Source organism: Aminobacter sp. P9b (genome assembly GCF_045345995.1).
In the GTDB taxonomy this organism is placed as follows: Bacteria; Pseudomonadota; Alphaproteobacteria; order Rhizobiales; family Rhizobiaceae; genus Aminobacter; species Aminobacter niigataensis.
In genome coordinates this window covers 619,330-644,402 of record NZ_CP150082.1, presented here as the reverse complement: position 1 = coordinate 644,402, position 25,073 = coordinate 619,330, and the positions used below count along the sequence as shown (strand labels likewise).

Sequence of the window (25,073 nt, the reverse complement as noted above, 5' to 3'; positions counted from 1 at the left end):
TTGATCTTCGACCCCGCAACCGCCGCGGGACATGTGCCAACGAAATCTCGGAGCCCCAAGCATGGTCAAGACGCCGAAGACGCGCCACTCGAAGACGCATCGCGAGCCGGTCACGATCGAGCTGGAGCCAGGCGCGGTGTCGCGCGTCGAGGACGTCGCCAAGGCCGAGGCCGTGGCAGAGGCCGAAAGCGTTTCGGCGACGATGGGTGACGAGGCAGAGCCCGCGGCTCGCGAGCCGAAAGCGCCGGCCGATAGCGATTATGCTTCCTATGACTATGATTTCGACAATGGGCAGCAGGCGCAGAAGCCGAAGGCCGAGGCGCCGGCTGAAGCTTCGGGTGCCGGCAGTTCGTACGCGTCAAGTTCGGCTGCTTCCACGTCAGGCCCGGCGCGGCGGCCGACGTCCGGCATCCTGCCGGGACTCGCCGGCGGCCTGATCACGCTTCTGGTGGCCGGCGGGCTGCAATATGCAGGCGTGCTGGGCACACCAGGCAGCGCCGGCAGCAGCGGCGACGAGCAGTTGCAGGCCGAGATCGCATCGCTGAAGTCGCAGGTCGCCGATATCGGCGCTTCGAGCGGGGGCGGCGAGCTCAAGGGACAGGTCGATGGCCTTTCCACAGCGGTCCAGGAAGTGAAATCCGAGGTCGAGGCGCTGAAGACGGCGGCCGGCCAGGCCGGATCGGGCGAGGCGCTCGCAGGGCTCGACGGCCGCATCAAGCAGATCGAGGCGGCCGTTGCCACGCTCGGCCAGAACGGGGCGGCGTCGACCGAGATCGCGGCGCTGAACGAACGCCTTGCCGGGCTCGACGCGGCGGTGAAGTCGGCTGGCGAGGCAGCGACTGCCGACGACGGCAAGATGGCGACGCTGGAGCAGTCGGTTTCCGCGCTCGCCTCCAAGGTCGAGGCGCAGGCGTCCCAGCCCAAGATCGCGCTGGCGATCGCCGCATCGGCGCTCAAGGCAGCCGTCGACCGGGGTGGCGCCTTCGGCGCCGAACTCGAAACCTTCGCCGCCATTTCGCCCGACGCGCCGGAGTTGGCCACGCTCAGGGCGCATGCCGAAAAGGGCGTGGCGACACGGGCCGACATCGTCGCCGAGACCGACGCCGCCGCCAACGCGATGATCGCGGCGGCGAAGCCGGTCAATCCCGACGCCGGCGTGTTCGAGCGCCTGGTTTCGAGCGCCGAACAATTGGTCAAGGTGCGGCCGATCGGCGCCGTCGAAGGCGCTGGCGCGCCAGAAACGGTGGCGCGCATGGAACTGGCGGTCAGCCAGGGCGACTTCGCCAAGGCAATTGCCGAATACGAGACGCTGCCGGATACGGCCAAGGCGGCGGGTGTCGACTTTGCCGCCAAGGTCAAGGCGCGGCTGGAGGTCGAGACGCTGGTAGACCAGCTCGTCGCCAATGCGATGAAGGCGTGAGGAACATCAGATGATACGCATCCTGTTCTTCCTTGCCGTCGTCTTCGGGCTCGGGCTCGGTTTTGCCTGGCTGGCTGATCGCCCAGGCGACATGGTGGTAACCTTCGGCGGCTACCAGTACCAGGTCAGCCTGATGGTTGCTGCGGTGGCCGTGACGGCCATCGTGGTTGCGGTGATGTTGTCGTGGTGGCTGACCAAGTCGCTGTGGAACAGCCCCTATGCCATCGCCCGACATTTCCGCGCCCGCCGCCGCGACCGTGGCTACCAGGCGCTGTCGACCGGCATGATCGCTGCCGGTGCCGGCGATGCGGCGCTCGCGCGCAAGAAGAACAAGGAAGCGGCAAAGCTGATCCGCTTCGACCAGGAGCCGCTGATCCAGCTGCTCGATGCCCAGGCGGCACTGCTCGAAGGCGACCATGACGGCGCGCGGCAGAAATTCGAGGCCATGCTCGACGATCCCGAAATGCGCCTGCTTGGCCTGCGCGGACTTTATCTCGAGGCCGAAAGGCTTGGCGATCGCTCGGCCGCCCGCCACTATGCCGGGCGCGCCGCAGGCCTTGCGCCACAGCTCGCCTGGGCGGCGGATTCGACACTGGAGGAAAAGGCCGAGCGCGGCGACTGGGATGGCGCCCTGGCGCTGGTCGATGCCCAGAAAGCGACACGGCAGATCGAGCGCGACGTCGCCAACAACCGCCGCTCGGTGCTGCTGACGGCCAAGGCGATGTCGCTGTTCGAGAGCGACTTCAACACGGCGCGGACCGCGGCACTTGAAGCCAACCGGCTGCGGCCGGAGTTCGGCCCGGCGGCCATCGTCGCTGCCAAGGCGCTGTTCCGCCAGAACGACGTGCGTAAGGGCTCGAAAGCGCTGGAAGGCGCGTGGAAGGCCGAACCGCTGCCAGATGTCGCCGAACTCTATGTTCATGGCCGACCCGGCGATGCGGTGCTCGACCGGCTGGCACGGGCCAAGAAGCTGCAATCGCTGAAGCAGAACCACCCTGAATCCTCGCTTGCCGTGGCGCGGGCGGCGCTGGAGGCACAGGATTATGCGCTGGCACGCGCCGAGGCCGAGGCGGCGGCCCGGATGCAGCCGCGCGAGGGCGCCTACCTGCTGCTTGCCGACATCGAAGAAGCGGAAACCGGCAACCAGGGCAAGGTGCGACAGTGGCTCGCCAAGGCGGTGCGGGCGCCGCGCGACCCGGCATGGGTCGCCGACGGCGTCGTTTCCGAGCGCTGGGCGCCGTTCTCGCCGGTGACCGGCAGGCTTGACGCCTTCGAATGGAAGGCGCCTGAGGAGCGTCTCGGCCATCTCATCGAACAGCAAGACGAGGAGCCGGAAGCACGCGTGGCGATCCCGGCGATCCGGGCCGCACAGCCCGCCGGCGATGACATCGTTGAGGTGGAAAGCGACGTCGAGGTGATGCCGGAAAAGGCGACTGAGACAGCCACGGCAAAAGTCGTTCCGCCGACGCCGGATGGTGTCGCCGGGGTGGTGGACGAGGACAAGGCAGAGCCGATCCGGCTTCCCGACGACCCGGGTGTCGACCCCGAGGTGGAACGGGAAAACGCCCAGCGGCGTTTCCGTTTGTTTTGATTATCGGCCAACCCTAAATCTAGGCTTGGCCCCAAACAGGATTCTGCCAATGTTCGAGCGCATGATTTCGTTTCTGAAGGATCTGCCGTCGGCGGGCACGAGGCAATCGAGCGAGGACGACCCGCGCGTCGCCGCAGCGGCGCTGATGTATCACGTCATGGACGCCGACGGCGACCGGCAGGACGTCGAATGGGAGCGCGTCAAGCAGCTGCTGGCCAAGAGCTACGGCATTTCGGGTGGCGAACTCGACCGGCTGGCGAAGGCCGGCGAGCAGGCCGACAACGAGGCGATCGATCTCTACGCTTTCACCAGCGTGCTCAAGCGCAGCCTCGACGACGAGGCGCGCAAGGACTTCATCGGCATGATGTGGGAGATCGTTTATGCCGATGGCGAGCTGCACGAGATGGAGGACAACACCATCTGGCGCATCGCCGAACTGATCGGCGTCGAAAGCCGCGATCGCATCGAGGCCAAGCGCAAGGCGGCGCAGAAGGCGCAGCGTTCCGTCGGACCCGAAGCGGACGAATAGGCGCTCGATGCCGGGCAAGGCGAGAGCGAAGATCCTGGTTGTCCTGCATCAGGAGCATTCCAGCGCCGGCCGTGTCGGCCATGTGCTGATCGAGAACGGTTTCGATCTCGATATCCGCCGGCCACCGCTGGGCGACAACCTGCCCGAGACCCTTGCTGGACACGCCGGTGCGGTGGTGTTCGGCGGGCCGATGAGCGCCAACGATCACGATGAATTCGTGCGCCGCGAGACCGACTGGCTGACCGTGCCGCTCAAGGAGAACCGGCCGTTCCTCGGCATCTGCCTTGGCGCACAGATGCTGGTCAACCATCTCGGCGGCAAGGTCGAGGGCCATGGCGACGGGCTGGTGGAGATCGGCTGGTATCCGATCAAGGCGACCGAGGAGGGCCGCAAGCTGATGCACTGGCCCGAAATGGTCTACCAGTTCCATCGCGAGGGCTTTTCTCTCCCGAAAGACGCCGTTCTGCTGGCTTCTTCGGACACGTATCCCAACCAGGCTTTCCGTTATGGCGACAATGCCTGGGGCATCCAGTTCCACGCCGAGCTGACGCGCGTGATGATGCAACGCTGGGTGGTGCGTGGGGCCGAACGCTTCGTTCTGCCCGGCGCACAGCCCGGACGCGACCATCTCGGTGGCCGGCTGATCTGGGACATGCACCTCAAGCGCTGGCTCGACGAGTTTCTGGTTACGATATTTGGCCAGGGGGAAGGCAGTAAGGGAGTAAGGGAGTAAGGGAGTAAGGGAGTAAGGGAGTAAGGGAGTAAGGGCTCCTCGGATAGATACTGCCCTATTCCCCTACCGCGTCCCGTCACACCCTTCCATCGAGGCGCCTGACCTTGCGCAGCTGCGGGAAGGTCCAGGCCCAGATGCCGGCGACGGCAACGGCGCCGATGCCGCCGAAAACGACGGCCGGCACGGTTCCGATCAGGGCGGCCATGGTACCGGCGCGGAATTCGCCGAGTTCGTTCGAGGCGCCGACGAAGACGCCGTTGACGGCGTTGACGCGGCCGCGGACACGATCCGGCGTCCACAGCTGAATCAGCGTCTCGCGGATGTAGACGCTGACCATGTCGGTGGCGCCGATCAGGGCAAGGGCGGTGATCGACAGCCAGGGAATGGTCGAGACGCCGAATATTGCCGTGACCACGCCGAACAAGGCGACGAAAACGAACATCACGAGGCCGGCATGGTCGCGGATCGGATGGCCGGCAAGCCAGACGGCAACGACGATGGCGCCGACGCCGGGAGCGGCGCGCAGCATGCCAAGGCCCCATGGCCCGAGTTCGAGGATGTCGCGCGCATAGACCGGCAGGAGCGCGACGGCGCCCGACAGAAGCACGGCGAACAGGTCGAGCGAGATGGCGCCGAGCACGATCTTTTCACCCCAGATGTAGCGGAAACCGGCGAATAGAGTTTCGGCGGTCGACGCGTCCGTTTCGCTGCGCTGTGCCGGCTTCGGGATCGAAAAGATCAGCACCGCCGAGGCGAGCATGATCGCGGTGGCCGCGCCATAGGCCGCTTCGGGCGAGACGCCATAGAGCAGGCCGCCCGCGACCGGCCCGACGATGGTGGCGGTCTGCCAGGCGGACGAGTTCCAGGCGACCGCGTTGGCGAAATCCTCGGCCGGAACCAGGTTGGCGACCAGCGAGGCCGACGCAGGGCCGAAAAAGGCGCGGGCAATGCCGAAGACGGCGAGCACGGCGAAGATCGGCAGCGGACCGGCAAGTCCGTGGAAGGTGAGGAGCAGGAGGGTTGCTGCGCACGCTGTCTCGACAAGCGCTGCCAGCGCCATGATGAGCCGGCGGCCGAAGCGGTCGGCGACGACGCCAGTGACGAGCACCAGCAGCAAGGCCGGCGCGAACTGGATGACGCCGACGAGGCCGAGGTCGAAGGGATTTCGCGTCAGGTCGTAGATCTGCCAGCCGACGCCGACGGAGACGATCTGGGTGGAGAAGGTGGCGAGGAAACGCGCGATCCAGAAACGCGAGAACGCGCTATGGCGAAATGCGGCGAAGCGTTGTTCTGGCGCGGTTGCGGGATGGGCTGTCATGTGGTCCGGCGGGTTTCGACGCCGGGTCAGATCGCCCCGGCGGAGGTGCCATAGCGCAGATCGGCGCCGGGCGGGCGATATTGTGCCGCTGGATCAAGCTTTTCGGCAAGGGTGCCAGCGTGGTCCGGCGCTTCAAGCCGCCGGACCACGCTGCGCGGCCGATGTGAGGCTATCTCACAAAGACCGTGACCGAGCCGTCGGCCTCGATGCTGGCTGCGACGATGGCCGAGGTGTCGACCGTTTCGGCGTCGAGCTTCGTCTTGAGCGCTTTGTTGGCCATGATCGCAGCCTGCACGCCGGTGATGTCGGCCTGATTGTCGCCGACGGCCTTGTCCAGCGCCTGCTTGTCGTCGCCGGTGGGCAACAGCTTGACGATGTTGACCGCGCCGACCGTGGTCATGGCCTGGATGGCGGTCGCGGTGTTCTTGCTGGCCTGGATGGCCGACAGGACTGTGCCGAGATCAGCCTTGGCGCCGGTGCTCGCCGTGGTGGAGGTGTCCACGGAGCGGGCTTCCGTGCTGGCCGCGCCACCGGCAAAGGCGGGCGTTGCGAGAGCGGTGGACGCAAGCAGGACCGCGATGGCGAGTGAATGTCTCATCTTCTACCTCTTCGATTTTCACCCCTTCGCGCCGGGTTAACCGGCCGGAGCGGTATCGGTTCCGTCCAAAGAGGCCCGGCAAGAAAAGTCAGGCTCGATGTTATGGGCGGCAGGCGCCGCAGCGCGTTCGTTTCCATGGCGTTGCGGCAGATCGTGCCGAAGCGATCATATTGCATTGCAACATAGTTTGAGTTGTCCTGCCGGACTGCGTCGCCGATCCTGCCCGCATGTCCAGCAGCCTCATCCCCGCCAACTCATGAGCGCAGCCGCGTCGACGTTCCGGCCCGACATCGAGGGCCTGCGCGCCATCGCCGTGGGCGGCGTGGTGGCGTTCCATTTCGGCATGTCGAACCTGCCCGGCGGCTTCATCGGCGTCGATATCTTCTTCGTCATCTCGGGTTTCCTGATCACCAGGCACCTGATGCAGGAGATCGGCCGCAGCGGCACTGTCGACCTCTGGCGCTTCTACGGACGCCGCGCGCGCCGGCTGCTGCCGGCATCGCTGCTGGTGATCGTGGCTACGCTGGTGGTGGGCTATTTCATCCTGGCACCGTCGGAGCAGCAGCTCTACGCCAAGGGGGCGCTGTTTGCCTCGAGCTACGTCATCAATCTCTGGCTGCTCAGGTGGTCGTTCGACTATTTCGCGGCCGACACGGCGAACAACCCGTTCCTGCATTTCTGGTCGTTGTCGGTCGAGGAACAATTCTACCTGCTGTGGCCGGCGTTCCTGCTGCTGGTGGCGCGGTTCCGGCCGGGCGAAAGGGGCGTGGCCGTTTTCCTCGGCGTCGCGGCGGTGGCGTCGTTTGCCGCCTGCGCCTGGATGACCACGGTTTCGCAACCCTGGGCCTTCTATTTCTCGCCGTTGCGGGCCTGGGAATTCGCCGTCGGCGGGCTGGTGTCGCTAACGGTCGCCGAGCGCTGGGCGTCGGGCTTCCGCTTCGCGCCTGTCATGGGCTGGGCCGGCCTCGCGCTGATCGGGGCAACCTATCTGACTGTCTCGGAAGCCGATCCATTCCCGGGCTTCCTTGCACTGCTGCCGGTGATCGGCACGGCCATGCTGCTGCTTTCGGGCGCGCGCCAAAGCGCCGCCGGGCCGGCGGCGCTGCTGTCGCTTGCGCCCTTCCAGTGGACCGGCAAGCTCTCCTATTCGCTCTACCTTTGGCACTGGCCGGTGATCGTCTATGCGACAATCCTGTGGCCCGACCTTACGCTCGGCGGCCGGCTGGCCTGCCTGCTGGTGACGGTTGGCTTGTCCGTTCTCAGCTATCGTTTCGTCGAGAATCCGGTGCGGCTGAGCGGCTGGCTTTCGGCCGGTTCGGCGCGCTCGCTGGGGCTTGCAGTCCTGCTGACGTCGCTTGGCGTAACGTTGTCCTATGGCACTGCCCAACTGGCGGCTCGAAGCGTCGATCCAGACCAGAGGCTCATCGCGGAAAGTGCCGCGCGCTCGTCGTCGGCGCGCCAGATCGACACCGCTTGCGTCGCCAGCCTGGAGCAGACCGAGCCGCGCAGCTGCAGCCTCGGGGCATCGCAGCCGCGAAAGACGATCGTGCTTTTCGGCGATTCACACGCCGACCACTGGTCGACGCCGCTGGCGAAGATCGCCGAGGCGAACAACTGGCGCGTGGTGACTTACCTGAAATCCTCCTGTTCGGTCGCCGCGGTGCCGACCTGGAACGTGCGCCTGATGCGGGCTTATGGGGAATGCGATGCGTGGCGGAAATCGGCGATGAAGGAAATCGCCGATCTGAAACCCGACGCCGTGATCGTTGCGCAGTTTTCGTACAGCTATGTCGAGAACGACGTGAATGGCGACCTGGATCACCTGGTCACGCGCGACGTCTGGGCCAATGGCCTGAGGACCTCACTGGCAGCGCTGAGCGAGACAGGCGCCGAGGTTGTGCTGCTCAGGGACGTTCCGGTGCACAAGTCGTATCTTGATCGCTGCGTCGCCCGTTCATTGTGGCAGGGCCGGAGTGCCGCGGTGTGCGATACGCCGCGAAACCAGGCGATCGACGAGCGGGTGTCGGAGACCGAACAGGCCGCGACGTCAAGACTGCCTGGTGTGAGATATGTCGACCTCACCGAACTGTTCTGCAACGAGACGACATGCCCGGCGATGATCGGCGGCAAGCTGACGTTCCGCGACCGGCACCACATCGCCACACCCTACGCGGCGACGCTGGCAGGCTCCATGCAGCGCGCGATCTTCGGCAACCAGGTTGCGGCGCGTTGGCCGTGAGCGTCGCCGTCAACCGCGCGTCCGAATTGCTAGAGCTGGATGCTGACCGTGCTGAGGCCGCGGGTGATGCTGCCGGTGGTCGGCAATAGCGGGATCAGGCAGGCCTGGAGCGCGTGGTAGATATCGGGCTTGCCATAGAAGGGGCCGGCATTGGGCTTGAGCTCGTGGTCGAGCTGGGCGTGCCAGCCGCCGTTGCGGCGGTCGATGAAGCGGGTGGCGCAGAAGCTCCAGATGCGGCGATACCAGTCCTCGTAGGCCTGATTGCCATCGATGGCGTTGAGCACGCTGGCGGCGCCGATGGCCTCGCAGCACGGCCACCAGTAGCGATCCCTGATGCGGGCAGAGCCGTCCCATTCGAGCGTGTAGTAGAAGCCGCCCCTGGCGGTGTCCCAACCATCCGCCGTTGCCTGGCCGAACAGGTTCCTGGCCGCATCCGGCAACCAGTCGAGCTTGCGGCCGCCGAGTTCCCAGAGCTGCAGCAAAAGCCGTGCCCATTCCAGCGAATGGCCCGGCGTGGTGCCGTAAGGGCGGAACATCGGGTCGCCGGAGTAGTCGCGGTCGAGCTTCCAGTCGGACGTGAAGTGCTCGGGCAGACGCCAGCCTGCTGCGGCCGAATGGCGGCGGATGACCAGATCGGCGATGCGCTCGGCCATGGTGAGGTAAGTACTGTCGCCGGTCGCCTCGAAGGCGGCCATCAGCGCCTCGGTCAGGTGCATGTTGGAGTTCTGGCCGCGATAGCTGTCGAAAGGTTTCCAGTCGCGGGTGAATTCTTCGGCCACGGCGCCGTGGCTGTCTTCCCAGAATTTTTCGGACAGGACGGTCGAGATGTCGGTCAGCAGGCGGTCGGCATCGGGGTGGCCGGCGACCTTGGCGCTCGCGGCGGCAAGCAGCACGAAGGCGTGGCCATAGGCCTGCTTGGTGTCGTTGGTCGGGCCGTCATAGCCGACGCCCCAGAAATAGCCGCCATTGGCGGTGTCGCGATGGCCGTTCCAGAGAAACTCCATGCCGTGGTCGACAAGTGTGTCGGCGCCCGGCCGGCCGAGCAAATGGGCGATCGAAAAGCAATGCACCATGCGCGTGGTGACATGGATCTGGCGGCCAGCGAAGTTGCCCGGCACGGCGCCTGGCGCCAGCGGGCGGCCCTGGTCGTCGAGGTCGTGGAAACCGCCGAGCGGATTGAGGCTTTCGCGCTCGAAGAAGGAGAACAGCGCGTCGGCCTGTTGCAGGAGCCACAGGCGGTGGCTGGCGAGCGTGGTCCATCTGGCCGAGCCGGTGGAAATTTCCAAAGAAGTCATGGATGACGTTCCCCTGCAGCCGATGGCGTGATTTCCGCGACCTAAGACGTAATGGCCGCCGCACTCAACAGGAAAACGCCATGATTTACGTGCAGCGGTGCAACAGCACTGTATTTAGCCAATATGCCACGGTGGACCCACTAGTCACGGCGCTTGCCGCGCATTATGGACAAATGGCGCGCTTGACCGAGTTGGCAGCGAGATTTCGGGGACTAAATGACGAAATTGATGTCGTCCAAGGCGGACGGCCAGCCCACCGGGGCTGTGGCTGCAAGTGAACACGCGGCCGAAAAGGCCCTTGTTCGCCGGCTTGCATCGCATTGCAATCGCTTCCGCGATCCCGACGACCGCCGCGCGGCGTTCGAACTGGCTGTGACGCTGGTGCCATTCCTGGCGATGGGGACGGTACTTGTCTGGCTCGCCGCCTATGCCGAGCCGCTGCTCGGCGCCTGGCGCTGGCTGCTGCTGGCGCTGCTGGCGCCGGTATGTGCGGCCTTCCTGGTCCGGCTGTTTGCGATCCAGCACGATTGCGGCCACGGCTCGTTCACCAGTTCGCGCGAGGCAAACCGCATCATCGGGCGGGTGCTGAGCGTCTTCACCTTCACGCCTTATACGCTGTGGCAGAAGGCCCATGCCGTCCATCACGGCTCGTCGGGCAATCTCGACAAGCGCGGCATCGGCGATATCGATACCCGCACGGTTGCCGAATACGAGGCGATGACCACCGGCCAGCGGCTGATGTACCGCATCTATCGCAATCCGATCATCCTGATCGTGATCGGCGTGCCGATCTACTTCCTGATCATGCACCGGCTGCCCTACAACGATGCCATTCCGCGCGTCGAGGCATGGCGTAGCGCCGGCGGCCTCAATGTGGCGTTGGTGCTTGTCTATGGCGGGCTCGTTCTCCTGGCCGGCTGGGCGGTGATGCTGGCGGTCCTGCCTGTCGTGGTGATGGGTGCCTGGGCCGGCGGCTGGCTGTTCTACGTCCAGCATCAGTTCGAAGAGACGCGCTGGGATGCCGGCGAGGCCTGGGACCTGCATGTCGCTGCCTTCGGCGGCAGCTCTTGGTATGCCTTGCCCGCTGTGGCCCAGTGGATCACCGGCTCGATCGGCCTGCATCACATCCACCATTTGTGCAGCCGCGTGCCGTTCTATCGCCTGCAGGCCTGCTTCGACAGCAACGCGGAACTGCGCGACGCCAGCCAGAGCGTCAAGCTGACCTTCTGGAAGAGCGTTGCCTGCATCAACCTCGCGCTCTGGTGCGAAGACCGCCGCCGGCTGGTGACGTTCGCCGACGTGCGGGCGTAGCCAAGCAATAGCTTCCATCTCTGCGACAACCGACTGCGCCAGAGCGCGGCGGTCTCGCCGCGCGCCTCGGCGAGGTCGCCTCGGATCGCGCGCCTGCCAGCCTGCTGGACGGTCGAAACGGCGGAACACAATGCCGTGATGGAAGGCCGCCGGCTCTGGGTCAGCCTGACCTCGCATTTCCAGGCGCAAACAAGGCTGCGGGCAGGGACTGCGAGACGGCCCTTTCCCGCGCCTTCTTCGACTATCGATGCTGAGCCGGCGCATACTGAAAGAGGCGTGTAATGCCCGCTTTCGGGGCTTCCCGTTGAAGGAAAGCTTCATGGCAGACGGACGGGGCGTCGGGGCTCCGCCGAGGCTGAGCCTGCCGGCAAATCGATGCCACACGAGTATCTGCGAACATGGCAGGGTAAGGGGCGTGACCGCTCCGGTACACGTATTGGTGAATTGAAGTTATCGCTGCACCGCACCTATTATCCGTTACCGACCAACCGTTCGGTAATTGTTGCAAGCAGTGCAGGCGTGAACATATGGCCCGTCCCAGGGTAATCGAGCAGAGCGACATTCTGGATGCGGCGGAACTCGTGGTCGTGCGCGATGGCGCTGCACACCTGACGCTGGACGCAGTCGCGACCGAGGCCGGGATCAGCAAGGCCAGCGTCGTCTACGACTATAAATCCAAGCAGCAGCTCATCAATGCCGTCATACGGCGGCGCGTCGAGAACGAGGAACAGCGGGTCCAGGCGGCGACGGTCGAACTTGGACCGGTTCCGAGCCCGGCGATCAACGGCCTCGTCGCGGCGGCGGCCGAGCGACCGCGCGACCATGCCCGCGCCGTGGCGGTAAATCTGGTTTCCGCTCTCGCCCAGGACGCCGAATCGCGCGGCATCATCGAAGCGGTCTATGCACGGATGATCGCCTCGGTCACGGAAACCGCGGACAACCCGCGCGGCGCCATTCTTGCGCTTCTGGCACTCGAAGGCCTCAAGCGCCTCGAAATGCATAATCTGCATCCCTGGTCGGATGCCGAACGCGCGGACATCCTGCGCGACATAGGCTGGCTGATCAACGCCGAGCATCTGAGTTCCCAAGCGCCCAGACCTCCGTCAGGCGATTGATCGCCCGCCATCACACCACCCCATCATCACAGCCATCACTCGCCGTTCCGGCCATCGTCAACCTTTTCTGGATTTTCCCATGCGTATACCCGCTTTGCCGCTCAAACTTGCCGCGGCCGTCGGCCTGCTCGCACTCGTCTCCGGATGCAGCGATGCCAACGGTTCAGCCGAGGCAAAACCGTCGGCACCCCCGCCATCGCCGGTGAGCGTGATCGAGGTGGTGCCCGAAGCGCTGCCCATCCTGAACGAGTTGCCCGGGCGCATTGCCCCGACCCGCATCGCCGAGGTGCGGCCGCGCGTCTCGGGCATCGTGCTGGAACGCGTCTTCGAACAGGGCAGCCTGGTGAAGGAGGGCGACGTGCTCTACCGCATCGACCCGGCGCTGTTCCAGGCGCAGGTGGCGAGCGCCGAAGCGACACTGCAGCGTGCGCAGGCGGTCCAGCTGCAGGCACGCCAGCAGTCCCAGCGCCAGAGCGAACTGCGCGAGCGCAACGTCTCCAGCGGCCAGCAGCTCGACAACGCCGTTGCCGCCCTTGCGCAGGCCGATGCCGACGTGGCGATCGCCACCGCCGGGCTTGCGACGGCGCAGCTTAATCTCGACTATGCCGAAATCACGGCGCCGATCTCCGGACGCATCGGTCGCGCCATGGTCACCGAGGGGGCGCTGGTCAGCGCCAATGGCCCCGAAAGCCTGGCGACAATCCAGCAGATCGACCCGGTCTATGCCGATTTCACCCAGTCGGCGAACGAGCTTCTCAGGCTGCGGCGCGCGCTTGAAAACGGCGCGCTGACGAATGCCGAAGAAGGCGCGGCACGCGTCATGCTTAGGCTCGACGACGGCAGTGAATATGCGCATCCGGGCAAGCTCCTGTTCCTGGAAGCCGCGGTCGACGCCACGACCGGGCAGGTGACGCTTCGCGGTGAGTTCCCCAACCCCGAGGGCGACCTGCTGCCGGGCATGTATGTGCGCGTGCTGATCGAGCAGGGCATCCAGCAGAACGCCGTCGCAGTCCCGCAGCAGGCGATCCAGCGCGATTCGGGGGGCGGCTCGCAGGTCTATGTGGTCAACGACAAGAACGTGGCCGAGCTTCGCCCGGTCCGGGTCGGACGCGTGGTCGGCGACCGCTGGGTCGTCGAAGAAGGCCTCAAGGCGGGCGACAAGGTCGTCGTTGAAGGGTTCCAGAAGGTCAGGCCCGGCGCTGCGGTCGCCGCCCAGGCTTGGAAGCCCAAGGACAAGACGTCAGCAACCGGCAGCAGCGGCGCGGCTACGCCCGCCAGCGAGCCCAAGGCCGGCTAAGGATCATCAGAGATGCCCCAGTTTTTCATCGATCGACCCATCTTCGCATGGGTCGTGGCGATCTTCATCATGCTCGCCGGCGCCATCGCCATCCCGTTCCTGCCGGTCGCGCAATATCCGAACGTGGCGCCGCCACAGGTCTCGATCAGCGCCACCTATGCCGGTGCCGCGCCCGAAGACATCTACCAGAGCGTCACCCGGCCGATCGAGGAAGAACTGAACGGCGTCCCAGGCCTGCTCTATTTCGAATCGACGTCTGACTCCTCCGGCATGGTCAGCATCACCGCGACCTTTGCGCCGGGCACCGACAGCGGCCAGGCCTCGATCGACATCCAGAACGCGGTTCGCCGCGTCGAACCGCGGCTGCCCCAGGTCGTCAAGCAGGTTGGTATCCGCATCGAGGAGGCCGGAAGCGGCTTCCTGATGATGGTGGCGCTGACGTCGACGGACGGCTCGCTCGACGTCGTCGGCCTCGGCGACTATCTGAGCCGCAACGTGCTCAGCGAAATCCGCCGCATCGACGGCGTCGGCCGGGCGCAGCTGTTTGCGACGCAGCGCGCCATGCGCATCTGGATTGATCCCGACAAGATGGTCGGCCTGAACCTGACGTCAGACGACATCACCAACGCGATCCGGTCCCAGAACGCGCAGGTTGCCGCCGGGCGCATCGGGGCCGACCCCAACCCGATCACGCAACAGATATCGGCCACCGTGCTGGTGAAGGGCCAGCTCACCTCCGCCGAAGAGTTCGGCTCGATCGTGCTGCGCGCCAATCCCGACGGATCGTCGGTACGGCTGTCCGACGTGGCGCGCATCGAGGTCGGCGCAGAAAACTATAACTTCTCGACCAGATTGAACGGCAATCCGAGCGCGGCGATCGCCGTGCAGCTGTCGCCCACGGGCAATGCACTGGCGACGTCGGAAGCGGTCCGGGCGCAGATGGAGGAGCTCTCGCGCTACTTCCCCGAGGGCCTGGAATACGCGATCCCTTACGACACCTCGCCGTTCGTGAAGGTTTCGATCGAGAAGGTGATCACGACCCTCGTCGAAGCGATCCTGCTCGTCTTCGCGGTGATGTTCCTGTTCCTGCAGAATTTCCGCTACACGGTCATCCCGACCCTAGTGGTTCCGGTGGCGCTTCTCGGCACCTGCGCGGTGATGCTGGCTACGGGCTTCTCGATCAACGTGCTGACGATGTTTGCGATGGTGCTGGCGATCGGCATCCTGGTCGACGATGCCATCGTCGTGGTCGAGAATGTCGAGCGCATCATGGCCGAAGAGGGGCTGTCGCCACGGGAGGCGACACGCAAGGCGATGAAGCAGATCTCCGGCGCGATCATCGGCATCACGCTGGTGCTTACGGCGGTGTTCGTGCCGATGGCGTTCTTCCCGGGGGCCGTCGGCGTCATCTACCGGCAGTTCAGCCTGACGATGGTGGTGTCGATCCTGTTCTCGGGTTTCCTGGCGCTGTCGCTCACGCCGGCGCTCTGCGCCAGCTTCCTGAAGCCGGTCGCCAAGGGCCATCACGAGAAGAAGGGCTTCTTCGGCTGGTTCAACCGCGGCTTCGATCGGACGACGCGCAGCTACACCTCCAGCGTCGGATGGATCGTCAAGCGCACAGGCCGCTTCATGGTCATCTACCTGGCGCTGCTGGTGGGCCTCGGCTGGTCGTTCATCCAGCTGCCGACGTCATTCCTGCCCAACGAAGACCAGGGCTTCCTGATCGTCGACATCCAGGGCCCGCCGGAATCGAGCAGCAACCGCACCCGGGCGATCGCCGAGAATGTCGAGTCGATCTTCATGGGCGAGGAGGCGGTTGACCGCATGGTGGTGGTCAACGGCTTCAGCTTCTCGGGCGCCGGCCAGAACGCCGGCCTGGCCTTCGTGACGCTGGACGACTGGAGCGAGCGAGACGACGACAACTCGGCCGCCGCCATCGCCGGCCGCGCGAACCGGGCGCTGTTCCAGATGAAGGATGCCGTGTCGTTCGCGCTGTCGCCGCCACCGATCCAGGGCCTCGGCACCTCCAACGGCTTCACGTTCCGCTTGCAGGACCGGTCGGGCCGCGGACAGGTGGCGCTTGCCGCTGCGCGCGACCAGTTGATGGCGGCTGCGGCGAAGAGCGAGGTCATCACCGGCCTGCGCATCGAAGGCATGCCCGATGCCGCACAGGCCAACCTGTTGATCGACCGCGAGAAGGCGAACACGTTCGGCGTCACCTTCGCCGACATCAATTCGACGATCTCGGCCAACCTGGGCTCGGCCTATGTCAACGACTTCCCGAATGCCGGCAGGATGCAGCGCGTGACGGTGCAGTCGGATGCTGGGCGGCGCATGCAGACCGAGGACCTGCTGAACCTCAACGTGCGCAACGCCCATGGCGGCATGGTGCCGCTGTCCTCCTTTGCCAGCGTCGAATGGCAGAAGGGCGCGGCACAGGTCGTCGGCTACAACGGCTATCCGGCGGTGCGCATCAGCGGCCAGGCGGCACCGGGACATTCCTCGGGTGCGGCGATCACCGAGATGGAGCGCCTTGCGGACCAGCTGCCGGCCGGCTTCGGCTATGAATGGACCGGGCAGTCACTGCAGGAAATCCAGTCCGGCTCGCAGGCGCCGGCCCTGATCGTGCTCAGCATCCTGTTCGTGTTCCTGCTCCTGGCGGCACTCTATGAGAGCTGGACGATCCCGGTGTCGGTGATCCTCGTCGTGCCGCTGGGCGTGCTGGGCTCGGTGTTGGCGGTGATGGTCATGGGCATGCCGAACGACGTCTACTTCAAGGTCGGCCTGATCGCCATCATCGGGCTGTCGGCCAAGAACGCGATCCTGATCATCGAGTTCGCCAAGGATCTGCGAAAGGAAGGCATGTCGCTGCTCGATGCGACGGTGGAGGCGGCCAAGCTGCGCTTCCGGCCGATCATCATGACGTCGCTGGCCTTCAGCCTGGGCGTCGTGCCGATGGCCATCGCCACCGGCGCCAGTGCCGCCAGCCAGAACGCCATCGGTACGGGCGTGCTGGGCGGCATGATCTCGGCGACCGTGCTTGCCGTGTTCTTCGTGCCGGTCTTCTTCGTCGCCGTCATGAAGCTGACGCGGCGTGGGAAGGCGGAAACGCGGGAAGGCGCGGATGCGTCCGAGGCTCAGGTTCCGGCGGAATGAACGGTTCCGCAAGCCAGCCGGCGAACAGCCGGACGGCGCTTGAGCGCCGCCTCGAACAGAAGGAGCGCCTGTTTCATGCGGCCGTTTGCGTCGCGCTGGAAAACGGCTTCGGCAAGGTCACCCTGGATGCCGTTGCCCGACAGGCCGGCATCAGCAAGGGCGGGCTGCTCCATCACTTCTCGACCAAGGGCGACCTGATCCGGGCGATGCTGAAGCATTATGCCGATGCAGCCGGTGACGGGAGCCTGAGGGAACGGGGCGGCGACGGGCTCACTGACGTCGACCCCCTGGCTGTCGCGGCATTGGTCGCGGCGGCCGAAGACACGGCGCTGCTCGAGACGATCAACTCGAGGTTCGACATCCGGTGCAAGGGGCCTGCGGGCAGCGGGCAGCGGACGACGCAGCTGGCATTGACGTGCGGCTTTGCCAATCGGCTTGTGCTGCGCGAGCGTTGAGGCGATGCCCGGCGGAGGCGCAAACGCCCGCCGGGCACGTTTCTAGGCCAGGCCGAGCCGCTGCTTCCGCCGGGTCGCCCAGGCGGTGATCAGCTGGTCGGCGGTGAGGCCCATGAAGGCGACGCACAAGCCGAGCACCAGACCCTTGCCGGCATCGTTGAAGGTCAGCGCCTTGAAGATCTCCTGGCCGATGTCCTTGGTGCCGATGAATGCGGCGATGATGACCATGAACAGCGCGAACATGATCGTCTGGTTGATGCCGAGCATGATCTCGGGGAAGGCGAGCGGCATGCGGATGTTCCACAGCAGCTGACGCCTGGTACAGCCCGAAGTGATGCCGGCCTCGACGATTTCGGACGGCACGTTGCGTAGCCCGAAGATGGTGTAACGGACGATCGGGATCATGGCGTAGATGATGATCGCCGAAATCGCCGCGACGTCGCCGACCTTGAACAGCATGATGACGGGGATCAGGTAGATGAAGGACGGGAAGGTCTGGAAGGTGTCGCACAGCAGTTTGACGATGCTGGTGCGGCGCTCGCTGCGCGATGCCCAGATGCCGATCGGCAGGCCGACCAGGATGCAGATCAGCACGGCGACCGTCACCATGTAGGCGGTGATCAGCGACCGCTCCCAGTAGCCGGCGAAGGCGATGAAGAGCACGAAGCCGGAAACGGTGAGCGCAAGCCGCAGGCCGCCGAGCGACCAGCCTGCAGCTGCGACGAGCGCGACCATCGCCGTCCAGGGAATGCTCTGGAACAGGTCTCGCACGGGGATCAGCACATAGAGCAGCATGGCGTTGCGGACATATTGCAGCGGCTCGTAGAAGGTAACGGTGACCCAGTCGACCAGCGCGTCCCAGAAGGGTGCGGTGCTGAGAGCGAGATCCGCAGGCCAGGCCTGGGCATAGGGCGTGATCGAGGCCAGCATGAGCGAACCGACGACGACCAGTGCCGATGCGCCGAGGAACGGGTAACGCTGCAGGAAGGTGGCGTCGTCCTCTCTGCGGGATGGCTCCTTGTAGGCGGCGGCCCGGCTCAGCTGGTCGAGCGTGATCGCCATCAAAACGATGGCCACGCCGCTTTCCAGCGCCTGGCCGATCTTCAGCGCCTGGAGCCGGAACAGGAGGTCGTGTCCGAGGCCGCGGGCGCCGACGAAGGAGGCGATGACCACCATCGCCAGGCACTGCATGATGACCTGGTTGACGCCGACCAGCAGCGGCTGGCGGGCAGAGGGGATTTCGACCATCCACAGTGTCTGGAAACGCGTGCAGCCGGCCATCTTGCCGGCCTCGCGAACCTCTTCGGCGACACCTTTGAGGCCAAGGATGGTGAGCCGCGCCATGGGCGGAATGGCGAAGATGACTGTGGCGATCGTGCCGGCCTTGTGGCCGACGCCGATGAACACAGCGATCGGGATCAGGTAGGAAAAATGCGGCAGCGACTGCAGGACGTTGAGCAGCGGCACGATGAGCGCTTCGAACCACTGTTTCTTCACTGCGAGAATGCCGATGCCGAAACCGATGAGACCGGCGATGGGGGCCGCGACAAGCACCACCGAAAGGGTGATCATCGACAGCTCCCACTTGCCGAAGATCGCCATGTAGGCGACGCATCCGGCGGAGAGCAGGCCGAGGCGCCAGTCTTTGAGATAACAGCCGAGCACGCCCGACAGCCCCGCGGTCATGACCCATGGCATCGCCGCCAGGCCGATCTTCGGAAAGCCCGAAACCAGCAAGCCTTCGACGAAGGCCAGCGGCCAGGTGATGAGTTCGGCGATGCCGCGCGTCAGGTCACGGAACGAAAACAGCCCGAAGATGGCGTCGTCGCGCATGTGTCCGATCAGCGTGTTCGCCCAGTCGACGAAGGGGATCGTCCAACCCTTGGGCACCTGCACGGCCCAGGCCGGGAGAAGCGAGGCCGCGAGCAGCAGGATGAGGAAGGGCAGCACGACGAGCAGCGGCTTCGCCAGAGATGCCAGGGGTTTTTGCGGCTCCATCTCGGTGGCGCGGGTCAGGGTCGCGGCATTCATGCGCACTGTTCCTTGCCGTAGAGCGCATCGATCAGGCTGTCGCGGCTGAGCGTGCCGACGAGTGCACCGCCGTCGTCGACGACGTCGACCGGGCGTTCCGACGAGAGCACCTGGCGGGCGACGCTTGCCAAAAGCGCCTCGACCTGCACCGCTGCCGCATCAGGCGTGCGGGCGGATGCCGGCGCCATGATCGATCGCACCGAGAGCAGGCGGTCGTGGGAAACGTTGCGGGTGAATTCGGCGACGTAGGGCGTGGCCGGGCAGGTCACCAGTTCTTCCGCAGTGCCGAGCTGCTCGACGACGCCGTCCTTCATGATGGCGATGCGGTCGGCGACTCGGATCGCCTCGTCGAAATCGTGGGTGATGAAGACGATCGTCTTGTTGAGCATCTTCTGCAGGCGCAGGAACTCGTCCTGCATCTCGCGGCGAATGAGCGGGTCGAGCGCCGAGAAGGGCTCGTCGAGGAACCAGACGTCGGGGCCGACGGCGAGCGAGCGGGCGATGCCGACACGCTGCTGCTGGCCGCCTGAGAGTTCGCGCGGATAATAGGCCTCGCGGCCCTTAAGCCCGACGAGTTCGATCACTTCGCGGGCCCTGGCCTCGCGCTTCTGGCGATCGGTGCCGCGGACCTGGAGCGGGAAGGCGACGTTGTCGAGCACGGTGCGGTGGGGCAGCAGGGCGAAGTGCTGGAAGACCATGCCCATCTTGTGGCGCCTAAGCTCGATCAGCTCGCGCTCGGAAGCGGCGAGGATGTCGCGGCCTTCGAACATGACCTCGCCAGAGGTCGGCTCGATCAGGCGGGCGAGGCAGCGCAGCAGGGTCGACTTGCCCGAGCCCGACAGGCCCATGACGACAAGGATTTCGCCGGGCATGACCTCAAAGGAAACGTCGCGGACGGCGGGGACGTAACCTTCGGCCCTGATGGTTTCGATCGAGGGGTTGCCGCCGTGGCGGCGCAGGAAGCCGGCGGGGTCGGCGCCGTAGAGCTTCCAGAGATTGCGGCATGCGATTTTTGCTTCGGTCATGTCGAGTTTGCCTCTCGCCAAGGTGGCCGATGGATGTGCAGGGGCGAGGTGGCGCCTGCTTGTGCAGGCGCCACTTTCACCGCGCGATGTCGTTTAGTGCAGGGTTAGCTGGCGGAACCCAGCCAGGCCTTCCAGCGAGCCTCGTTGTCGGCCAGCCATTTGTCGGCGGCCTGCTCGGGCTCCATGTTGTCGATGTCGGCAAGCTTTGCCTGCACCGCGATATCCATGTTGGAGAAGTTGATCTTCTGCAGGATAGCGTAGGCCTTGGGCCACTTGGTCGGGAATTCCTTCCAGGCGGCGATCTTGAGGTAGCCGTCCTTCGGGTTGCCGCAGTCGTAGCTCAGGTCCTTGTTGCTGCCCCAGGCCGGATCGTCCTTGCACTTGGGGTCGAAGGCCGGAAACTCGACGAACTTGCCGTCATAAAGCGCTTCGACGAAGTTCGGCGTCCAGTTGAACAGGACGATCGGCTCCTTGCGCTTGACGGCGGAGTCGAGCTCGGCCCAAAGCGCTGCGGCCGAACCGGCATTGACGACCTCGAAGTTCATGGCAAGGGCTTCGACGCGCTCGGAGTCATGCTTGAGCCAGTCGACCGGACCGCCGAGGAAGCGGCCTTTCGGCGAGGTCTCGGCGGTGGCGAACTTGTCCGCGCAAGCGTTCAGCGCTTCCCATGCGGGCAGGCCGGGACAGACTTCCTCGACATAGGTGGGGTACCACCATTCCTCGCGCGTCTTGGCGTCGTGGGTGGCGGCATCGACGACGCAGCCTTCCTTGACCACCTTCTGGAAAGCGACGCCGAAGGCGCCTTCCCAGACTTCATGCACGAGGCTGACGTCGCCCTCGCAAAGCGCGGTGTAGACGACCTGGCTGTCGGCGGAAACGTACTCGACCTTCGCGCCGCCCTTTTCGAGCAGCTTGCCGACGATGTGGGCGCCAACGATCTGGCTCGACCAGTTGTGCGTCGGGATCTTGATGGCGTCGGTGGAATCCTCGGCAAATGCCGTGCCCGTAGCGAAAGCCAAAATCGTGGCCATACTTGCGGACTTCGTGAAATTCCTCATTGAACCTCCCTTTCCTTTGTGTTGCGATCGTTCCCACGGGATGCGGAGGTCGGTCTCTATGGACCTGTTTCCACTCCAGCCCAGCAAACATAGCGGTGAGAAGTGAACCGGTGTCGGGCGGGGTGTAAAAGTCGTGGTCTGACTTGTGAAAAGATGTTAATCGAGGCTTGGGAGGATAAGATGGCATGCGGGTTCAGCACCACATCGTGATCGTTGAGGACGACCCGGTCACCCGGGCGAAGCTCGCCGGCTATTTCCTGGCCGAGGGCTACAAGGTCAGCGAGGCCGGCGACGGCGAGCAGATGCGCGCCATCATGGGCAGGCATCCGGCGGACCTGCTGATGATCGACATCAACCTGCCCGGCGAGGACGGCCTCAAGCTGACCCGCGAGCAGCGCGAACGGTCTGACGTCGGAATCATCCTGGTCACCGGCCGGACCGACACGGTCGACCGCATCGTCGGTCTCGAGATCGGTGCCGACGACTATGTCACCAAGCCGGTGGAGCACCGCGAGCTGCTGGCCCGGGTCAAGGGCCTGCTGCGCCGCGTCGGCAAGGGGCGTCTGCCTCCCGCTGCCTCGGGCACGCGCCATTTCTACGGCTGGACGCTGGAAGTGGCGCGGCGCACGCTGCAGGCGGCCGACGGCACCTTCGTCGAGCTGACCGGCGCCGAGTTCAAGCTGTTGTCGGTGCTGACCGCCAATCCCGGGCAGGTGCTGTCGCGCGAGCGGCTGCTGCACGAGATATCGCGGCGCGAATGGGACGCCAGCGACCGCACCGTCGACGTGCTGGTGCGAAGGCTGCGGCAGAAGCTGAACGACAATCCGCGCACGCCGCGCATCATCGTTACCGCTCACGGCGAGGGTTATTTCTTCGCGCCCGACGCGAACCAGGCGGTGCGCGGCTCGGCCGGTTTCTGAGCGCCGGGTCGGCCCTCAGGCCGAATGCGCCGGGTCGGCCTCCAGCATCTTCTGCCATTGCCGCGTGCCTTCGGCAAAGGCTGCCTCGCAATCCTTGACCATGCGCCTCAGCCCGGCGACGGGCTCATCGGCCGCAGCCGCTTCGAGCGCTTCGGCAGCCTGCAGCAGGCGCGGAAATCCGAGCGAACCGGCCGAGCTTCGCGTCGCGTGGGCGAGATCGCCGAGGGTCTTGCGATCGCCGGTTTCCAGGGCATCGTGCATGGACCTAAAACGTCCGGGCAGGCTGTCGTGGGCGATGCGATGCAGCCGCTGCACCGTCTCGGCGCCGAGCGCGTCGAGATCGGCCTGGCAGGCCGCAACGTCGAGCGCGACGATGGGCTGACGGGTTGCGGCCGGGCGCTTGGCCAGTGCTGCCACCGCATCGAGCAGATGCTCGTGGACGATGGGTTTTGCCACGAAGGCATCGACGCCTGAATCGAGGTAGCGGTCGATATCGGACTTGAACACATGCGCCGACATCGCAATGACGGGCAGGTCGGGCGCCGACAGCGCGGTGCGCAGCCGTTTCATCGTCTCGATGCCGTCTATGCCGGGCAGGCTGACGTCCATCACCACGATCTCGGGCTTGAAGTCGGCAATGGCTTCCAGGGCAAGGTAGCCCGAACTCACCGCCTTCACATGGTGGCCGGCCTGGGACAGCAGCGTGGTCGAGACCAGCCTGGTGGCGTCGTCGTCCTCGACGAGCAGTATGTGGCGCGGCGAGGCTGAGGCCTTGCGTGTACGGCGGCTTCTGACGGTGGGAAGGCTGGCTTCGAGCGCGGCCTTCTGTAACGGCATCTCAAGCGTGAAGATGCTGCCTGCGCCCTGGCGCGAACTGACAGAGAGATCGGCACCCATGAGCCGGGCGTATTCGCGGCTGATCGCCAGGCCCAGTCCGGTGCCGCCGAAACGGCGAGTGATGGAGGCGTCCATCTGGGTGAAGGCCTGGAAGATGTCATCCTGCCGTTCCGGCGAAATACCGATGCCGGAGTCCGAAACGGCGAGCCGCACGGTCTGCGCCTGCCTGGCGCTGGCGGCGAGCGTCACTTTGACCCGGACATGGCCGTGCTCGGTGAACTTGATCGCGTTGCTGACCAGGTTGAACAGGACCTGGCGGATCTTGCCGGCGTCGGCGGTAAAGGCAGGGGCCAGCTTCGGGTCGATTTCGAGCCAAAGGTCGAGGCCCTTTTCCGTCGCCATCGGGCGCATGAAGGCGACGACGCCGGTAACCAGCTTCGACAGGTCGAAGTCGACCTTCTCGACGGCGACATTGCCCGACTCGACCTTGGAGTAGTCGAGGATGGCGTTGAGGATGCCGAGCAGCGCCTCGCCGGAATTCGCCGCGACCGACAGGTGCTCGCGTTGCCTGGGGCCGAGCCTGGTGTCGGCGAGCAGGCGCATCATGCCGAGCATTCCCGTCATAGGCGTCCGGATCTCGTGGCTCATGGTGGCGAGGAACGCCGACTTGGCGCTGCTTGCCTGCTCGGCCCGCGCCCGCGCCTGGTCGTGGTCGATCGCCTCCTGGCGCAGGCGGGTGTTGACCTGCCTGATCTGCTCGGTTTGCTCCTCGACGAGTTGCTGGAGTTCTTCGCGGTGGCGCCTGAGCTCGTCGGTGATGCGTTCGCGGTCCTGCTCCAGTTCGAGGCGCCGGCGCGACTCGTCGCGGAACTGGTTGACGGCGACGGCCATGGTGCGCAGTTCGTCGTCGCCGGTGTCGGTCACGGTGACATCGAGGTCGCCTGCTGTCAGCCGCTGCATGGCGCGCGACAGGCTGCTCAAACGGCGGACAAGGTTGCGCTCGACATAGAGCCAGACGATCGCGCCCGAAGCCAGGATGGCGCCCAGCAGGGTCACGACGAGCACGATGACGCCGATGCGGACGGCGTCGTCGGCGCGGTCGGCCGTTGTCCTCGCGAACTCGTCGGAGCGGTCGAGAATGTCCCGGGCGACCTGGTTCTGGGTGACGGCAAGATCGCGATTTGCCTGGGCCATGGCGTCGAGCCTGCCGGCTAGGTCGATGACCTGCTGGCGGCGGCCGAAGATCGAGCCCGACACCGGCACCTCGCCGGCGGCGGCCTCGATGGCGCCGAAGAAGGCGACGCCCTGCTTGCGCCGCACCGGATCGTCGATGCTCAGGATCCGGCGCCGGATGACTTTCATGTGGTCCTGGAAGATGCCGCTGATCTCGCTGATCTCGGAGCGCGACTCTGCCCGGCCAAGCCGGTTGATCAAAAGGCTTACCTGGGCGCTGCGGTGGCGCAGCTCATACATGCGCTCCATCAGGTAGATGTCGTGCTCGATCAACCGGTCGACGGCGGTGTAGGCGTCTTCGCGGCGCGCGGGATCGCCGATCAGTCCGTACAGATTGGCCGTCACAGCCGAGGCACCGGCGGACGCGTTGGAAATCAGCGTCTCGGAAAGCAGCAGGATCGACTGGGCAGCTGTTGCCGCAGCCTCCGCGCCTTCGCGATAGGCCTTGTCCTCGTCCAACCGCTGGCGCACCAGCTCGTTGTTCTCCTTGAGGTTGGCGAGCATCTTTTCGACCGAGCCGGCAAACTCTTCGACGAGCTTGGGATCGATCGACAGCCGCCTGACCTCGGTCAGCGACTTGACGAGTTGTTGCGACAGCTCAGAGAGCTTGCCTTGCTCGGCCAGCAGTTCGTCGGGCGAACGCACGGCGGCAAGGGCCGGGGCGGTGGCAATCAGCTTGGCGCTCAGTTCGGCGGTGTGCTGGGTTGCCGCCACCGCGGGAAGCGCCTGTGCGTTCACCACGGCCTGGGCGTCGGCGATGTTGCGCAGGATCAGCCAGCTGGCGATGCCCGACGACAACGACAATCCAGTGATGCACAGGAAGGCGAGAAACAGCCTTCCGCCGATACCGAAACGATGAAGCATGGTCCATATAACCATGGTTTGCGCTGCCGACGTAAGCTGTCTAGCTTG

The 25,073-nt window shown here is 65.5% G+C and carries 18 protein-coding genes; 11 read left to right on the top strand and 7 right to left on the bottom strand.

Annotated elements, in window-relative coordinates:
• Positions 1–61 precede the first annotated feature (61 nt).
• Genes WHT83_RS03195 through WHT83_RS03180 form a run of 4 tightly spaced genes read left to right on the top strand, consistent with a single transcriptional unit; the run spans position 62 to position 4,273 of the window.
• The gene (locus WHT83_RS03195) at positions 62–1,420 is read left to right on the top strand and encodes a COG4223 family protein (RefSeq protein WP_406872950.1); all 1,359 of its coding nucleotides are present in this window, start codon (positions 62–64) and stop codon (positions 1,418–1,420) included.
• Positions 1,421–1,430: 10 nt separating this feature from the next.
• On the top strand, positions 1,431–3,011 hold the full coding sequence (locus WHT83_RS03190; RefSeq protein WP_406872949.1) for a heme biosynthesis protein HemY: 1,581 nt from the start codon (positions 1,431–1,433) through the stop codon (positions 3,009–3,011).
• 49 nt (positions 3,012–3,060) lie between these two features.
• The gene (locus tag WHT83_RS03185; RefSeq protein ID WP_318763333.1) at positions 3,061–3,540 is read left to right on the top strand and encodes a TerB family tellurite resistance protein; all 480 of its coding nucleotides are present in this window, start codon (positions 3,061–3,063) and stop codon (positions 3,538–3,540) included.
• A gap of 7 nt (positions 3,541–3,547) precedes the next feature.
• Positions 3,548–4,273: a glutamine amidotransferase gene (locus WHT83_RS03180; RefSeq protein ID WP_406872948.1), complete on the top strand. Its 726-nt coding sequence runs from the start codon at positions 3,548–3,550 to the stop codon at positions 4,271–4,273.
• Between the two features lie 76 nt (positions 4,274–4,349).
• Here WHT83_RS03180 and WHT83_RS03175 read toward each other — a convergent pair whose 3' ends face one another.
• Both WHT83_RS03175 and WHT83_RS03170 read right to left on the bottom strand, forming a co-directional pair.
• A complete protein-coding gene (locus WHT83_RS03175; protein WP_108606335.1) occupies positions 4,350–5,591 on the bottom strand; it encodes an MFS transporter in 1,242 nt (413 codons plus the stop codon).
• A 169-nt stretch (positions 5,592–5,760) separates the two neighbouring features.
• The gene (locus WHT83_RS03170) at positions 5,761–6,189 is read right to left on the bottom strand and encodes a hypothetical protein (protein WP_406872947.1); all 429 of its coding nucleotides are present in this window, start codon (positions 6,187–6,189) and stop codon (positions 5,761–5,763) included.
• A 256-nt stretch (positions 6,190–6,445) separates the two neighbouring features.
• On the opposite strand from WHT83_RS03170, the gene WHT83_RS03165 reads away from it, so the two are divergent.
• Complete coding sequence (locus tag WHT83_RS03165; protein ID WP_406872946.1) at positions 6,446–8,428, top strand: acyltransferase family protein; 1,983 nt, start codon at positions 6,446–6,448, stop codon at positions 8,426–8,428.
• 29 nt (positions 8,429–8,457) lie between these two features.
• Here the strand turns inward: WHT83_RS03165 and WHT83_RS03160 are convergent, their stop codons facing one another.
• Positions 8,458–9,723 (bottom strand): AGE family epimerase/isomerase, encoded by a 1,266-nt coding sequence (locus WHT83_RS03160; RefSeq protein WP_406872945.1) that lies wholly within the window; start codon positions 9,721–9,723, stop codon positions 8,458–8,460.
• Between the two features lie 216 nt (positions 9,724–9,939).
• Between WHT83_RS03160 and WHT83_RS03155 the strand changes: the two genes are divergently transcribed.
• From WHT83_RS03155 to WHT83_RS03135, 5 genes are all read left to right on the top strand, one after another.
• The gene (locus tag WHT83_RS03155) at positions 9,940–11,034 is read left to right on the top strand and encodes a fatty acid desaturase (RefSeq protein WP_406872944.1); all 1,095 of its coding nucleotides are present in this window, start codon (positions 9,940–9,942) and stop codon (positions 11,032–11,034) included.
• A 527-nt stretch (positions 11,035–11,561) separates the two neighbouring features.
• Positions 11,562–12,149, top strand: coding sequence for a TetR/AcrR family transcriptional regulator (locus tag WHT83_RS03150; protein WP_406872943.1), 588 nt, complete (start codon positions 11,562–11,564; stop codon positions 12,147–12,149).
• 79 nt (positions 12,150–12,228) lie between these two features.
• The gene (locus WHT83_RS03145; protein ID WP_406872942.1) at positions 12,229–13,446 is read left to right on the top strand and encodes an efflux RND transporter periplasmic adaptor subunit; all 1,218 of its coding nucleotides are present in this window, start codon (positions 12,229–12,231) and stop codon (positions 13,444–13,446) included.
• Between the two features lie 12 nt (positions 13,447–13,458).
• Positions 13,459–16,602, top strand: a complete 3,144-nt coding sequence (locus WHT83_RS03140) for a multidrug efflux RND transporter permease subunit (protein WP_406872941.1) — start codon at positions 13,459–13,461, stop codon at positions 16,600–16,602.
• Entirely contained in the window at positions 16,599–17,057 is a 459-nt protein-coding gene (locus WHT83_RS03135; protein ID WP_406872940.1) for a TetR/AcrR family transcriptional regulator, read from the top strand. Before WHT83_RS03140 ends, WHT83_RS03135 begins: the two co-directional genes overlap by 4 nt.
• 42 nt (positions 17,058–17,099) lie before the next feature.
• Here the strand turns inward: WHT83_RS03135 and WHT83_RS03130 are convergent, their stop codons facing one another.
• The 3 genes from WHT83_RS03130 to WHT83_RS03120 all read right to left on the bottom strand — a co-directional run bounded on the left by WHT83_RS03130 (position 17,100) and on the right by WHT83_RS03120 (position 21,144).
• Positions 17,100–19,088: an ABC transporter permease gene (locus tag WHT83_RS03130; RefSeq protein ID WP_406872939.1), complete on the bottom strand. Its 1,989-nt coding sequence runs from the start codon at positions 19,086–19,088 to the stop codon at positions 17,100–17,102.
• Positions 19,085–20,113, bottom strand: coding sequence for a glycine betaine/L-proline ABC transporter ATP-binding protein (locus tag WHT83_RS03125; RefSeq protein WP_406872938.1), 1,029 nt, complete (start codon positions 20,111–20,113; stop codon positions 19,085–19,087). Before WHT83_RS03125 ends, WHT83_RS03130 begins: the two co-directional genes overlap by 4 nt.
• 104 nt (positions 20,114–20,217) lie before the next feature.
• A complete protein-coding gene (locus WHT83_RS03120) occupies positions 20,218–21,144 on the bottom strand; it encodes an ABC transporter substrate-binding protein (RefSeq protein ID WP_108606345.1) in 927 nt (308 codons plus the stop codon).
• A gap of 212 nt (positions 21,145–21,356) precedes the next feature.
• Between WHT83_RS03120 and torR the strand changes: the two genes are divergently transcribed.
• On the top strand, positions 21,357–22,091 hold the full coding sequence (gene torR, locus WHT83_RS03115) for a two-component system response regulator TorR (RefSeq protein ID WP_318763345.1): 735 nt from the start codon (positions 21,357–21,359) through the stop codon (positions 22,089–22,091).
• Between the two features lie 15 nt (positions 22,092–22,106).
• Here the strand turns inward: torR and torS are convergent, their stop codons facing one another.
• The gene (gene torS / locus WHT83_RS03110) at positions 22,107–25,025 is read right to left on the bottom strand and encodes a TMAO reductase system sensor histidine kinase/response regulator TorS (protein ID WP_406872937.1); all 2,919 of its coding nucleotides are present in this window, start codon (positions 25,023–25,025) and stop codon (positions 22,107–22,109) included.
• Positions 25,026–25,073 lie beyond the last annotated feature (48 nt).